Annotated in this window: 8 protein-coding genes; 4 read left to right on the top strand and 4 right to left on the bottom strand. The window is 67.8% G+C overall.

Annotated features, from left to right (window positions below):
- Positions 1 to 157: 157 nt before the first annotated feature.
- Positions 158 to 1393, bottom strand: a complete 1236-nt coding sequence (gene nhaA, locus AC07YH_RS00725; protein WP_494745095.1) for a Na+/H+ antiporter NhaA — start codon at positions 1391 to 1393, stop codon at positions 158 to 160.
- Positions 1394 to 1542: 149 nt separating this feature from the next.
- A complete protein-coding gene (locus tag AC07YH_RS00720) occupies positions 1543 to 3126 on the bottom strand; it encodes a tyrosine-type recombinase/integrase (RefSeq protein WP_494745333.1) in 1584 nt (527 codons plus the stop codon).
- A gap of 376 nt (positions 3127 to 3502) precedes the next feature.
- Here AC07YH_RS00720 and AC07YH_RS00715 point away from each other — a divergent pair, with 376 nt between their 5' ends.
- From AC07YH_RS00715 to AC07YH_RS00700, 4 genes are all read left to right on the top strand, one after another.
- On the top strand, positions 3503 to 4108 hold the full coding sequence (locus tag AC07YH_RS00715; RefSeq protein ID WP_494745094.1) for an RNA polymerase sigma factor: 606 nt from the start codon (positions 3503 to 3505) through the stop codon (positions 4106 to 4108).
- Entirely contained in the window at positions 4074 to 5039 is a 966-nt protein-coding gene (locus AC07YH_RS00710) for a FecR family protein (RefSeq protein ID WP_494745093.1), read from the top strand. The genes AC07YH_RS00715 and AC07YH_RS00710 overlap by 35 nt, the downstream gene beginning before the upstream one ends.
- Before the next feature lie 95 nt (positions 5040 to 5134).
- Positions 5135 to 8065 carry a TonB-dependent receptor gene (locus tag AC07YH_RS00705; protein ID WP_494745332.1) on the top strand — a complete coding sequence of 977 codons (2931 nt, stop codon included), beginning with the start codon at positions 5135 to 5137 and terminating at the stop codon, positions 8063 to 8065.
- Positions 8065 to 8838, top strand: coding sequence for a DUF1868 domain-containing protein (locus AC07YH_RS00700; protein ID WP_494745092.1), 774 nt, complete (start codon positions 8065 to 8067; stop codon positions 8836 to 8838). Before AC07YH_RS00705 ends, AC07YH_RS00700 begins: the two co-directional genes overlap by 1 nt.
- Here AC07YH_RS00700 and AC07YH_RS00695 read toward each other — a convergent pair.
- Both AC07YH_RS00695 and AC07YH_RS00690 read right to left on the bottom strand, forming a co-directional pair.
- Entirely contained in the window at positions 8826 to 12038 is a 3213-nt protein-coding gene (locus AC07YH_RS00695; protein WP_494745091.1) for a glycoside hydrolase family 2 TIM barrel-domain containing protein, read from the bottom strand. The two genes, AC07YH_RS00700 and AC07YH_RS00695, sit on opposite strands and share 13 nt — an antisense overlap.
- A 2-nt stretch (positions 12039 to 12040) precedes the next feature.
- Positions 12041 to 14257 carry an alpha-galactosidase gene (locus AC07YH_RS00690; RefSeq protein ID WP_494745090.1) on the bottom strand — a complete coding sequence of 739 codons (2217 nt, stop codon included), beginning with the start codon at positions 14255 to 14257 and terminating at the stop codon, positions 12041 to 12043.
- Positions 14258 to 14418 lie beyond the last annotated feature (161 nt).

Genomic DNA, 14418 nt, shown 5'->3' with positions numbered 1-14418 from the left:
CAGGATGAAAACGCCAGTCCAGCGGCGGGCGCGTCTCAAGGGACGGCGAGGTGCTGCGCGAAGGATGTGGCCGGCATGATGGACCTCCTGCTCAAGCGCCAGGATTTCAACGCCGGCCGCGAGGTGGCGTTCATCGCGCGGCCCTCGGGCGCGCCGTTCACGCTTCGGCGAAGTCGGCCTCGCGGTCGGCGGCGGCCGGATCGCACGGCTTGACCAGGCGCAGGATGGTCATGCCGAGCACGGCCGAGGCGACAGACCCGATGAGGACGCCGATCTTGGTCTCGTCGATGAGCAGGGGATCGCCGAACGCCAGGTTGCCGATGAACAGGCTCATGGTGAAGCCGATGCCGCAGAGCACGGCTACGCCATAGAGTTGGGCGGCCGAGGCGTCGCGGGGCATGTCGGCCCAGCCCAGGCGAACGATCGCGATCGCTGTCGCGAAGACGCCGACCTGCTTGCCGACGAAAAGGCCCAGGGCCACGCCGAGCGGCACGGGGTCGAGGATCGCCGAGGGGGATAGACCCGCGAACGAAAGGCCCGCGTTGGCGAAGCCGAACAGCGGCACGATCAGGAAGGCGACAGGCTTGTGCAGGGCGTGCTCGAGCCGGTGCAGCGGCGAGGTCGCATCGTCCGGGCAGGCGGGGCTCCTGCGCAGCGGGATCAACATGGCCAGGGCCACGCCGGCCAGGGTGGCGTGGACGCCCGACTCCAGCACCAGCCACCACAAGACCAGGCCGCCCAGCAGGTAGGGCCACAGCGTCATGACCTTCAGGCGGTTGAGGAGGAAGAGGGCGACGAGCACCGCGCCCGCGCCGGCCAGATAGGCCAGGTGCAGCTGGGCGGTGTAGAAGACCGCGATGATGATGATGGCCGCCAGGTCGTCCATGATGGCGATCGCCGTCAGGAAGATCTTCAGCGAGGCGGGCACGCGCGACCCCAGCAGCGCCAGCACCCCCAGGGCGAAGGCGATGTCGGTGGCCGACGGAATGGCCCAGCCATCGCGGCTTGCCGGCGAGGCGGCGTTAAAGACAAGATAGATCGCGGCCGGGACGAGGACGCCGCCCAAGGCCGCCAGACCGGGCAGGATCACTCGCGAAGGCTTGGAGAGCTGGCCGTCGAGCACCTCGCGCTTGATCTCCAGGCCGACCAGCAGGAAGAACACCGCCATCAGCCCGTCATTGATCCAGTGCAGCGCGCTTTCCTTCAGATGAAAGCCGCCGATCGCCACGCCGAACTCCGCCTTCAACGCCGCGAAATAGGATCCGGCCAGCGGCGAGTTGGCCACGACCAGGGCCAGGGCCGCGGCCGCCATCAGCACATAGCCGCCGGAGGCCTCATGGTGGAGGAAAGCACGCAGGGCCGAAAGCGGGCGGGGCCGGGCGGAAGGCGTCATGCGGATTTCAATTTCGGGGCCTGAGGAATGCGGCGGTCGCGGCCAAAGTCGCCATCGAGGCGGCGCGGTCAAGCCAAACCGGTCCCGGTGGCGCATCAGGGCGTTGGCGCCAGCCGCTCGCCCTCCGACCGACAAAAGCCTGCACGCAATCACATGTTCAATAGCGATCGCATCGGGTCGAGCCTTTCATTGGTCGTAGCGGGAGCGCCGCTGGACGCGGCTGGCCGAAGCGGCGCCTTTGGGGCGGGCCCAGACGGTCCAGTCGATGCGACCACTGCCATGGCCAGACGTCCGCCGCTGTCTCCTGCGCCGCTGCGGCTTCCGTCCCGGTCGCCCTGCAGGTCCGTCCCGGGTGACGACGTGGCCGGGCGCAAAGACGCGGCCCTGAGAAGGCGCGGCGCCTCGATCGCCCAAAACCGCTCTTCGCGCGATTTGTTCGATCGCGGATCCGGCAGCGTCGGATCGCGACGCGGGTCGCCGATCAGCCGCGAGGGCAGGTTTGGCCACTGGGTCGGGTTCAACCTGCCAGCCTGGATCATGGTGCCGGTCAGCTTCTCCTGCGAGGCGCGCAGGTGCCCGCTGATCAGTTTGGCGCGCGTGATATAGCCGGCGTTCACGCCGGGAATGCTGTGGTTCATCAGCAGGTGCATGTCGATTTCCGACAGGCCGGCGATCTGGCCCATCGTGCGGTAGGTCTGGCGAAGATCATTGCCCCACTTGGACAGCACCTTGCGATACTCTCTGTGTTCGGACATATGGCCGTCGGCGCTGTCGGCCGCGAAGATCCATCCGCCATGATTATGAGGGTAGAGCATCCGGCTCGCGCGGATGGCGCGGATCAGGCAGCGGATCATCGGTCGCGACAGCGGTATATCGAAGGCCCTGTCCGCGCCGCCCTTGGGGCGCGGGATGTGAAGGATTCGAGCGCGCAAATTGAGGTGCTCGATGCGCGCCTGCAATTGGGCGCCGGGACGACCGCCCGAGAGCAGCGAAAAGAGATGAAACTCGCGGCGCACGGGATGACGCATCAACCGCGCCTGGGCAAACCAGGTCGGAAGGTCGTCAGAGCCCATCGCGGTGTCGCGACGTTTTTCGCTGTTCCAGTCCACGGCGAGCGTGGGGTTTTCGACGGGCAGGTCGCGGTGGCTCTTGCGCGCGTGGTTGTAGATCGCTCGCAACGTGCGCATGGCGCCGTTCGCGGCGGACGGGCCGCTGATTTCCGAGAGCGTGTCATGGCGCTCGGCCACCATCGCCGGGTTCTCGCCCAAGACCCGGAGCGGCAGATCGATCCATTCGACCAGGACGCGCTCGACGTGATCGGCGTAGCTTCTGATGGTGGCGGGGCTACGGTTCTTGCGCTCCATATGGGCGACGAGATAACGCGCCCAGGCCTGACGGAGGGTCACGCCGCCAACCACGCCATCGCCTTGCGGCGCGGGCTTCTTCTTGGGCGACTGCACCACGTTGCCCTGCCCAATCTTGGCAAGGAGAAGTTTGGCTTGGCCGCGCGCGTCCCGCGCCGAGATTTCGCCGGCATAGCCGATCAGCACGCTCTTGCTCTTGCGCACGCCATTGGCCCAGTGCTCGGCCTGGGCGGTGTAGGACTTTCGACGCCGGCCCACGATCACGACGAAGCCGGACAGTTCGCTGTCCCTGACCTTGTATCGATCGATGGTCGCCAGCGGCAGTTGCGCCACCGCACGATCAGTCAGCAGGATCCTTTTTTCCACCATTTCCACGGTCCCTAATCGCGGCTCCGAGAGCAAACTGTTCCGGGATCACTTTGTCCTGGGGTCCATTTTGTGCTGGGGAACTCCAGTACAAAGGTCTCTCGGGCGAAGTTTCCGAACGCACGATGGAGTGCGACGTTTGAAGCCAAAAGTATAGGGGATATAATGGCTTATCGGGCTCTGGCGTAAAGTGGCGTGAAGTGTCGAAAAATACTCGGAGCGTCTACGAATCTGAGGGTCGGACGTTCGAATCGTTCCGGGCGCGCCATTTTCTCCTGACATTGTTAGAGACCGCCGCGGCGGGCCAAACCGGGCCCTCGGCGCCTCTTCACGCGCGCTAGCGTCCAGCTGTCACATATCGCTGCTAGCAGCCGGCGCCATGACCTTGACCACGCATGAGCGGGCGATCTGGCTGGCGCGGAATGCGTTGCCGCATGAGCCGGCGCTGCGGGCTTGGCTGTCCCGGCGGCCGCTGGCGGGGCTGGAGGTCGACGATATCGTCCAGGAGACCTATGCGATCCTGGCAGGGCTGGAGCGGGTGGAGCATATCCTCAACGCCCGGACCTACATGTTCGAGGTCGCCAAGTCGGTGGTGCTGCGGTCGCTGCGTCGCAGCCGGATCGTGGCCTTCGAGGCGCTGGCCGAGGTCGAGGCCCTGGAGCCGCCGTGCGGGGAGCCTTCGCCCGAGACGGTGGCGGCCGATCGCCAGGAGCTGTCGCGCATCGCCGGCCTGATCGCCGGCCTGCCGGCCAAGTGCCGCGAGGCCTTTACCCTGCGCAAGGTCCACGGCCTGTCGCAGCGCGAGGTGGCCCGGCGCATGGGGGTGTCGGAGAACACCGTCGAAAAGCACGTCGGCAAGGGCATCGGCGTGTTGATGAATGCATTGGGACGTGGCGGAAGCGGTCGCTTCCAGGCATCTAGTCCCAGAGACGCCGAGGATCCGAGCCAAGTTGACCACGACCCGAGAAAGCAGCGCCGACATTGACGCCGCCGCGGCCGCCTGGGCCGCGCGCGTCGATCGGGGGCCGCTGTCGGACGAGGACCAGGCCGCTCTGGAGGCCTGGACGGCGCAGGATCCCCGCCGGGCCGGCGCCTATGCCAAGGCCCTGGCCGTCAGCGCCCATCTGGACCGCGCCCGAGGGCTGGGCGAGGACTTCGCGCCCTCGTCCCACCCAGCGGCGAAAGCGGCGGATCGGCGACGACTGCTGATGAGCGGCGGCCTGCTGGCGGCGGCCTCGGTGGTCGGGGCGGTCGGTTATGGCGGGCTGCGGCTGAAGGGGCGGGTGGCCACGGCCAAGGGCGACATCCGCCGCGCGCCGCTGAGCGATGGTTCGGCCGTGACCCTCAATACCGAGACCACCATCCGCGCCGCCTTCGACGGCAAGCTGCGGCGGGTCGAGCTGCTGCAGGGCGAGGCCTTGTTCGACGTCGCCAAGGACCCCGGCCGGCCCTTCGTGGTGGTGGCCGGCGACGTGCGGGTGCGGGCCGTGGGCACCAGCTTCACGGTGCGGACCCATGCCGACGGCCAGGTCGGGGTGATCGTGCGCGAGGGCGTGGTCGAGGTCTGGCGCGGGGCCGAGGGCAAACCGGTGCGGCTCACCGCCGAGCACGCGGTGCGGGTGGCCGAGGCCGGAGTGCTGGCGCCGACCGAGGTCGGGGCGGCGGCCGTCGACCGGGCCATGGCCTGGCGGCAGGGGCAGATCGACCTGGACGGCCTGACCCTGGATCAGGTGGCCGACGAGTTCGCCCGCTATTCCGACCGTCGCATCGTCATCGACGATCCGACCGTGGCTAAGCTGAAGATGACCGGCCTGTTCTCGGCCAGCGACCCGGATGGCTTCGCCAAGGCGGCGGCGCTCAGCCTGGGCCTGAACGCCGTCTCGACGGCCGACGGCGTTCGTCTCAGCCGAGGCTGAAACTTTTTTCGCGGGAGGCATGGCGGGAGTTTCGTCATCGAGGCTCCACCCCGTTGAGGCCGGCGCGGGACCGGCGAACTTCGGGGCGAACCATGTTGCGGAAGAACATCCTGGCCGGCGGCGCGGCCGCCCTGGCCCTCCTGGCCTGCGCCATGCCGGCGGCGGCCCAGCAGCGCACCTTCGACGTGCCGGCCCAGGGCGCGGCCTCGGCGATCTCGGCCTTCGCGCGGCAAGCGGGCCTGCAGGTCGTGGCCCCGGCCGACGGCCTGGAAGGCGTCCGCACCCAGGCCCTCAAAGGTCCGATGGACGCCCGCGCGGCCCTGCGCAAGCTGATCGACGGCACGGGCCTGGAGATCGTCTCAGACAGCGGCGGGGTGATCATCCTGCGCCGTGTGGCGACGTCCGCCTCGACGGGCGAGGTCGCCCAGCAGGCCTCGGTGGTCGATCAGGTGGTGGTCGTGGGCCAGCGGGCCGCCGACCGCAACGCCATCGCCGCTAAGCGCGACACCGTGCAGGTGATGGACGCCATCTCGGCTGACGACATCGGCCAGATGGCCGACTTCAGCGTCGGCGACGCCCTGAAGCGCATCGCGGGAGTCAGCGTCTACGACTACCAGGGCGAGCCGCGCTTCGCGAGCATCCGCGGCTTCAACGCCCACTACATCACCACCACCCTGGACGGCCTGCAGCTGGCCTCGCCCGACAGCCAGAACCAGACCAATGGCGGTGGTCGCCAGTTCTATCTGGAGACCCTGCCGTCCAACGTCGCCTCGCGCATGGAGGTCTACAAGACCAGCACGGCGGACATGGACGGCCACTCGATCGGCGGTTCGATCAACTTCAAGATCCCGGGCGCGTTCGACTTCCGCAAGGACCAGACCCGGCTGTCGGCCAAGCTGGGCTACCAGGTCCAGGACAAGGCCAAGGGCGGCGAGCGGCCCGTCTCGCAGGCCGAGGTGTTCGTCACCCGCCGCTACGGCGCCGACGACCAGTTCGGGGTGATGGTCAGCGCCTCGTACTGGCGGCGCGAGATGTGGATCCCGCAGCTGGAGCGGGGCGGCGGCTCGTACTGGTATGACGCGACCGGCAAGAACACCGGCCAGCCCTATGTCGGCATGGGCCCGACGCCGACCGAGCGGCGCTGGTACGCCTATGACAACACCCGCGAGCGGCGCTCGGTGATGACCGTGCTGGACTGGCGGGCCAGCGACAATCTCAGTATGCGGACGACGGGCTACTATTTCGGCCAGAACGAGAAGTCGCTGCGCAACGACACCATCGCCAGCATCGGGGCCAGCGCCCTCGTAAGCGACCAGACCGCCACGTCCGGCGTGTTCTCGCCGCGTCCCGGCAACCCGGCCGACACCTCGCAGAACGTCAAGTCGTTCAAGCTGTTGTTCGACCGCAAGGTCTACGGCCTGCAGAGCGCGGTGGACTACACGGCCGGCGACTGGCGGCTGGGCCTGAAGGCGGCGGCTTCGCGGGCCACCTACAACAATCCGCAGATCGGCGACGGCTTCACCCAGAACGGCCTGTCGTTCCGCTATGACATCAGCGACGACGAGGTCGGCTTCACCCCGGTCAACCCGGCCGCCGCTGGCAATCTGGCCGCCTATACGGGCGGGCCCAGCGCGTCCAATCCCCAGCACTATGACGAGCGCTTCAAGACTGACGGCCGCAACTACGAGGCCCGGCTGAAGGCCGCCTACAACATGGACGCCCACGACACCGGCCTGGGCGTCGAGTTCGGCGGCGGCGGCATCCGGCGTGACCACGGCGAGAACTACGGCAAGACCTACCAGCTGGGCATGCCCTACACCCTGGCCGACGTCATCTCGGCCAGCCAGCTGTGCCCGATCAATTGCCAGCCGGGCCAGTTCCTGGTCATCGACCAGGGCAAGCTGATCGAGACGTTGAACCGCTATCTGCCGACGGCGACCAAGACCACCGACACCGCCAGCGCCTTCAGGACCTTCTGGATCCGTGAGGACGTCTACGCCGCCTACGGCATGGCGCGCTGGAAGGCCGAGAACTGGACGGTCCAGGGCGGCCTGCGCCTGGAATCGACCAAGGTCGACACCACCGGCTTCCGCGCCACGACCAAGGCTGGCAAGACCACCTACGATCCGGTCGAGGCCGCCAGCGACTATTCGCACTGGATGCCGTCGGCCCAGGCAACCTACGACCTGTCGCCCGACAAGCGCGTCCGGGTCGCCTACAGCCGTACGGTGGGGCGTCCCAAGCTGACGGACATGGCGCTGCTGGGTGGCTCGCTGAACCTGGCGGACCAGTCGTTTCCCAAGCTGACGACAGGCAATCCGGACCTGAAGCCGCGGGTCTCCGACAATCTCGACGTGTCGCTGGAATGGTACCTGGACGAGGGCAAGGGCCTGGCCTCGCTGGCCCTGTTCCACAAGCGCATCCAGAACGAGATCTATTCGCTGGGCCGCACGGCCGATATCGACATCGGCGGCGGGACGGTGGTCCCTGGCCTGCTGACCACGGCGGTCAACGCCACGGAGGCGGCCACGACCGAGGGCGTCGAGGTCAACTTCATCAAGTATTTCGGCTTCCTGCCGGGGGCCTGGAGCAATTTCGGCGTCAACTTCAACGCCATCGCCTCGAAGACCGACTTCCCGATCAAGCTGGCCGACGGCACGCCCAGGACGCTGGACGCCCTGCCGGGCCAGCCCAAGTTCGTGACCAACCTGTCGGTCTTCTACGAGGGCGACAAGCTGCGGGCCCGCGTGGCCTGGAACCACACCGACCTGATGACCGAGGAGCGCTATATCGGCGGCGGCACGTCCAGCCCGGCCAACTTCTACAAGATCCGCTGGGTGCTGCCGTCGGACAAGATCGACGCCTCGCTGTCCTACGACATCGACAAGACCTACACCGTGCGCATCGACGGCTCGAACCTGACCGGGCAGGGCGTCGACACCAACCTCGGCCTCGACAAGGAGATCCCGGTGGCGCGGATGAAGCAGCCCCGGGCGGTGATGGTCGGCGTGTCGGCGAGGTTCTGATGGACGCGCTTTCCAGACGCGCGCTGCTGGCGGCGGGGCCTCTGCTGGGTCTCGCTGGTCAGGCCCTGGCGGATAGCCGTCCCGCGTCTCCACCCGATGTCGGCAAGAAGTTCGACGCCCAGGGGCGGGTCATGCCCTTCGTCGGCAATACGATCATCTGCCACTTGCCGCAGCAGGGGCCGGGCTCGGCGTTCTTCGACGCCTTGCTCGACATCTATCGCGAGCTGCCTCGCCAGGCATTCAGCGGCAAGATCACGCCGCTGCCGCCGTCCAGCTACCACATGACGATCTTCGGCGGGGCCAACGATCCCTATCGGCAGTCGGGGCTGTGGCCGGCCGGCCTGCCGCTGGACCTGCCGATCGCCGAGTGCGACCGGATCCTGGGCGAGCGGCTGAAGGTCTTCGACCTGGACTGCGCATTACCGATCCGTATACGGATCGATGTGGCCGAGCCGGCGGCCAGCGAGCGGCCGCTGACCATCCGGCTGGCGCCCGTGGACGCGGCCGAGGACGCCAAGCTGCGTCGCCTGCGGGCGCGGCTGTCGAGAGTGCTGGGCATCGCGATCCAGGAGCCGGATGCGTACCGTTTCCACGTCACCCTGGCCTATCTCTGGCGCTGGTTGACGCCGGACGAGGACCGGGTGTTCCGCGCCAGCCTGGCCGGCTGGCGCGCACGTCTGGCCAAGGCCTGTCCGGTCATCGAACTGGGCGCGCCGGAGTACTGCCTGCTGGACGACATGTTCGCCTTCAGGCGGCAGTTCTACCTCGACTGATCCGCCCCGCCGCTGGCCCCGATCCTGGTCCGGTCCAGCGACGACGGCGACAAGGTGAAGCCGAAGCTCAGCGGGGCCAGGGGGATGCGGTACTTGACGTGAGCCCGGGCCGCGAGGGTCCAGGTGTCGTCGCCGCCGACCCCGACCTGGGCGGTGTCCACCAGCAGGCTGACCTGATCGTGCGGACGGATGTCCGACGAGCGCCAGGTCCCGGGCGTACGGCGTTGCAGGTCGTCGTACGGGAGGGCCAGCACGTTCATCGACAGGGGCGCGTCGCCGGTCAGGCGGACGCCGTCGCCTTGTGGGGCGCCGATGTCCATCCAGCGGACGTCCACCTTGTTGCCGGTCTCCTGGGGCCGCATGTAGCCGTGGTTCTGGTCGGCGATCGGGCCGTGCCACAGGCCGAAGGCGCCGCTCCATTTGCGGTCCGCGTAGGTCTCGTGCGGGCCGCGGCCGTACCAGGCGACATCGGTCATCGCCGTCGGCATGGCGAAGGCCAGGCCCACGCGCAGCGGGTCGGGCAGGTCGGGGCGGGCGGGCGTGAACTGGCCGCTGACCTTGACCGAGCCATCGGCCTTGAGGGCGTAGGTGGTCAGGAAGCGCACCGCGCCGCCGCCGTAGACGTAGTCGATCGACACCGACCGGGCGGCCTTGTCGATGGTGATCGCGCGCACGTCGCGGGTCTCGGAGAAGCCCTTCCAGACGGCGTGGGTCTTGTCGACCTTGGCTCCCAGGTCGTTGTCGGTCAGGGCGCGGAAGAAGTTCGGCGCGCCGCCCGACAGGATGGTCTTGCCGCCGACCGCGTAGTGATCGACGAGGCCGGTCTTGCGGTCGATGACCAGTTCGGCGTCCTTGGCCGACAGCTTGATGGTCTTGCCGTCGTCGGCGAGGGCCACCGAACCTTGGGGCGCGGCGACCGGCTTGGCCGAGGCGGCGGGCAGGACGAACTGGTCCCAGGCCACGACGGAGCCTGCCTCGACCAGCGGGATGGTCCCGGCCTTGGCGCGGGCCCGCAGGGTGACGATCCGCTCGACGCCAGGGGCGCTCGTGGGTAGGGCTACCGACAGCGCCTGGCTGGCGCGGGCGGCCGTGGCCGCGTTCGGCAGGGCGCCGTGGGCGACCGGGACGCCGTCTTCCAGGAGTTCCCACTCCAGATCGAAACCCGAGAGGTCGCGGAAGTCCTGGCGGTTCAGCACCGAGAAGCGGCCCGCTGCCGCATCGACCGCCTGGAAGGCGATCGGGGCGTAGACCTTCTTCAGCTCGTGCAGTTGCGGGTTGGGCGTGCGGTCGGGCAGGTTCAGGCCATCGCCGAACTCGATGTCGCCGCCGGGATTGGGGCCGTAGTCGCCGCCGGTCTTCCAGTAGTGACGGCCGTGCTCGTCCGTGCCGTTCATGCCCTGGTCGACCCAGTCCCAGACGAAGCCGCCCTGCAGCTTCTCGGGGTGGGCGTAGATGACGTCCCAGTAGTCCTTCAGCACGCCGCCGGCGTTGCCCTGCATGTGGGCGTACTCGCACTGGATCATCGGCTGGGTGAAGCGCGGGTCCGTGGCGTAGTCGATCATCTGGGCCAAGCTGTCGTACATCGGCGCGTAGACATCGACGAAGGCGTTGGGGCGATGGTCGTCCAGCGTGCTCCAGCCCAGGAAGCTGATCAGGCGCGAGGGATCGCGCTGGCGGATGTGGGCGGCGGCCTTCTCGAAATTGGGCCCGACGCCGGTCTCGTTGCCCAGCGACCAGAAGATGATCGACGGGTGGTTCTTGTCGCGCTCGACCATGTTGGCCACGCGGCTGACATGGGCGGCCTCCCAGGCCGGGTCGAAGCCCAGCTCGTAGGTCTCGCGCTGGCTCGGATCGTCCTCGCCCTTGGAGAGGTAGCCGTGGCTCTCGATATTGGCCTCGTCCATGACGTAGAGGCCGTACTCGTCGGCCAGGGCGTACCAGCGCTCGTCATTGGGATAGTGCGAGGTGCGGACGGCGTTGATGTTGTTCTGCTTCATCAGCGCCATGTCGCGGCGCATGGCGGCCTCGGACATGACGTGGAAGGTGTCGGGGTCGTGCTCGTGGCGATTGACGCCGCGGATGACGATCGGGCGGCCGTTGACCATTACCTGGCCGGCCTTGATCTCGACCGTGCGGAAACCGATGCGGCGCGACGAGGCCTCGATCACCGCGCCGTCGGCGCCGATGACCTCTGTCACCAGGGTGTAGAGGTTGGGGGTCTCGGCGCTCCAGGTCTTCACGCCCGGGACCTCGGCGGCGACCGTCAGCTTGCCGGTGGCGGGTGCGGCGGTCTCGCGGGTCAGGACCGTGCGGTCGCCGTCCAGCAGGGTGGTGCGGACCTTGGTTCCTGGACGCGGCTTGGCGACCTCGACATCGACCGACAGGCGGCCGTCGCGATAGGTCTTGTCGAGGCCGGCATGGACATAGACGTCACGGGCGCGAGTGGCCGGCGCGGCCATCAGCCAGACGCTGCGCTCGATGCCGCTGACCCGCCAGAAGTCCTGGTCCTCGATATAGCTGCCGTCCGACCAGCGGTAGAGCTCGATCGAGACGTTGTTCTTGCCGGGGCGCAGATAGGGGCTGACGTCGAATTCCGAGGGGAGCTTGGAGTCTTCCGAATAGCCGACCTGCTTGCCGTTGACCCAGACGTAATAGGCCGAGTTGGCCGCGCCGATGTGCAGCACGATCTCCTGGCCCTTCCAGTCCGTCGGCAGATCGAAGTCGCGGCGGTAGGAGCCGACCGGGTTGGTCGCGTGCGGGATCAGCGGCCGGTTGGCCGTGAACGGGTAGGTGATGTTGTTGTAGCGCGGCTGGTCATAGCCTTGCGTCTGCCAGTCGGCCGGGACCTTGATGGTCTTCCAGGCCGAGACGTCGAAGTCGTCGCGCCAGAAGTCCTTGGGCCGCTGATCGACGCCCGGCGAGAAGGCGAACTTCCAGTCGCCGTCCAGGGAGCGGAAGCGCTTCGAAGCCGCCATGTCGCCGGCCAGGGCCAGGTCGCGAGTCTCGAACGGGAAGCCGGTGGCGCGGGCGGGAAGCTTGTTCCGCGCGAACACCGCCGGGTTCTCCCAGTCGGGACGATCGGCCGAGACCTGCGGCTGGATCGGCTTGGGGACGTCGGCCCCAAAGGCCGGCAAGCCGCCGGTCAGTGTGACGAGCGCCAGGGCCGAGCCCAGCATCAGGCGTTTCGAAGCGCTGCTCATGATCAGGCTTCCAGCACGAAGCCGGCGGCCTGGAAGTCGCCGCGCAGGGCGACATCGACGCCGTACTCCATCCAGTAGGCGCCGCTGGCCTTGGCCGGGGTCGTCGGATCAGCCGCGCCCGACATGGCCCGCAAGGCATAGGTCGCCTTCGGGTCCAGACCGCGCAGCTGGATGCGGGGCAGGGGATCCATCTTGGTCGTCGAGTGGACGAAGGCGAACAGCACCGCCTGCTTGCGATCCGGCGACACCGACAGGGTGGCCGAGCGTTCCGAACCGTCACGCGGCGAGATCAGCCGGTAGAGGTCGCCGCGCTGCACGGTCTTGCGGATGGTCTTGTACTCGGCGACCAGCTTCTTGGCGGTGGCGAAGTCCTCGTCCTTCCAGTGGTTGAGGTTGGCGCCGATGCCCAGGCCCCCCTGCATCGACGACAGGAAGCGGTACTCCAGCGACGTGGTGCGCTTGTTGACCCAGTTGGGCGAGTCCGTGACCCAGCACATCATGGTGGCCGGGGCATAGGCGTGGGTGTAGCCGTCCTGGATGGTCAGGCGGTCATAGGGGTCGGTGTTGTCGGACGGCCAGGCCTGGTCGGTCAGGGCCAGGATGCCCAGGTCGACGCGGCCTCCGCCGCCGGCGCAGGTCTCGATCTCCAGCTTCGGGTGACGGCGGCGCAGCTCGGCTATGATCCAGTAGAGATTGCGGACGAACTCCACATAGATCTTCTGCTGGTCCTCGATCGGTTGCTCCGACCAGCCCGGCTCGGACCAGTTGCGATTGTGGTCCCACTTCAGGAAGGCGATGTCGTTCTGGCTGACGAGGTCGTCCAGCACCTTGATCAGGTGATCGCGGACGTCCTTGCGGGCCAGGTTCAGCATCATCTGGTTGCGGCCCAGCGTGCGCGGGCGGGTGGGGAAGTTGATCGCCCAGTCGGGATGGGCGCGGTAGAGGTCGCTGTCGGGATTGACCATCTCGGGCTCGACCCACAGGCCAAACTCCATGCCCAGGCTCTTGACCTTGTCGATCAGCGGCTTGAGGCCGTCGGGGAACTTGGTGCGGTTGACGGTCCAGTCGCCCAGGCCCGCCTTGTCGTTGTTGCGGGCGCCGAACCAGCCGTCGTCCATGACGAAGCGCTCGACGCCGATCGTGGCGGCCTTCTCGGCCAGGGCGATCTGGCCGGGCGCGTCGACCTTGAACTCGGTGGCTTCCCAGCTGTTGTAGAGCACCGGCCGTAGCGGGGCCTTGTCGCCGCCGGGCAGGATCTTCTCGCGCTGGAAGCGGTGCATCAGGCGCGAGGCGCCGCCCATGCCGTGACCGCTATAGCCGGCGTAGAACACCGGCGACTCCAGGGTCTGGCCGGGCTGCAGGCGGTAGCCGAAATCGAACGGATTGAAGCCGCCGACGATGCGGGCCTTGCCCAGGGTGTCCTGATCGACCGTGATCCGCCACGAGCCGCTCCAGGCCAGGGCGCCGAACCACACGGGGCCGGTCTCCTCGTCGGAGTGGCCGTCGCGGTCGATGGCGATCCAGGGATTGTTCTGGTGGCCGGTGTCGCCGCGGCGGCTCTCGATGACGGTCGAGCCGGGGCTGACGGGGCGGGTCTGCACGGTCCATTCGGCGGCCCAGCGGCCGGTCAGGTAGTGCAGGCGGTAGTCGGTCTCGACCGGAAGGGTCAGGGCGGCGGCGGCCAGCTGCTCGATGCGCACCGGGGTCTTGGCGCGGTTCTCGACCACGGCCGAGCGGCCCAGGATGCCGGTCTCGGGATCCATCACGTAGCGCAGCTCGACATAGAGCTCGCGCTCGATGTCCTTCAGGCGAACGGTCAGGCCCTGGTCGGTGACGCGGTGCGAGACGTACTTCAGCACCACGTCTCGGACGCCGTCGGGCCAGGTGACCTTGATCGCCGGCTCGACGAACATGCCGCCGCCTTGCGCCGGGAATTCCTGCGGCGTGACCGAAGTGGAGAGATCGACCGAGGAGTGGTCGCGCAGGCTGACCGGCAGGCCCGGCTGGTCGCCATCGGCCAGGCGGCCGCCCCAATACAGCGACTGCACCTGGCCCTGGGCGTTGACGCCGAAGGCATAGGTGACGTCGCCGCCGTCCAGGCGGAAGACCTTGGTCTTGTCGTCATAGCGCGCCGTCGCGGCGGCCGAAGACGACCATCCCGCGGCCCCGGCCAGCAGGCCAAGGCACATCAGTCTTCTGTCCAGCTTCAGGGTAGACATCCTGCGGTTTCCTCGTTTTCTTTATTTGTCTGATAAATCCGCTTTTAGCTCCGCCGTCAATCGGAGCGTTGGCGGAACGCCGTGATCGCGCCGTCAATTTTCCCTATTTCAGATTTATCTGATTTATGAGATAGACGCTTCAACGCACCACGACAAACATG

The organism is Caulobacter sp. GW456-12-1-14-TSB4 (genome assembly GCF_059424195.1).
The sequence above is the reverse complement of the archived record's forward strand: the minus strand, read 5'-3'. Positions and strand labels throughout refer to the sequence as shown.

Bases quoted from the DNA above. Each gene is read 5' to 3' on its own strand.
- AC07YH_RS00715 (WP_494745094.1), top strand. From the start codon at position 3,503: ATGACCTTGACCACGCATGAGCGGGCGATCTGGCTGGCGCGGAATGCG.
- AC07YH_RS00720 (WP_494745333.1), bottom strand. From the start codon at position 3,126: ATGGTGGAAAAAAGGATCCTGCTGACTGATCGTGCGGTGGCGCAACTG.
- nhaA (WP_494745095.1), bottom strand. From the start codon at position 1,393: ATGACGCCTTCCGCCCGGCCCCGCCCGCTTTCGGCCCTGCGTGCTTTC.
- AC07YH_RS00700 (WP_494745092.1), top strand. From the start codon at position 8,065: ATGGACGCGCTTTCCAGACGCGCGCTGCTGGCGGCGGGGCCTCTGCTG.
- AC07YH_RS00695 (WP_494745091.1), bottom strand. From the start codon at position 12,038: ATGAGCAGCGCTTCGAAACGCCTGATGCTGGGCTCGGCCCTGGCGCTC.
- AC07YH_RS00690 (WP_494745090.1), bottom strand. From the start codon at position 14,257: ATGTCTACCCTGAAGCTGGACAGAAGACTGATGTGCCTTGGCCTGCTG.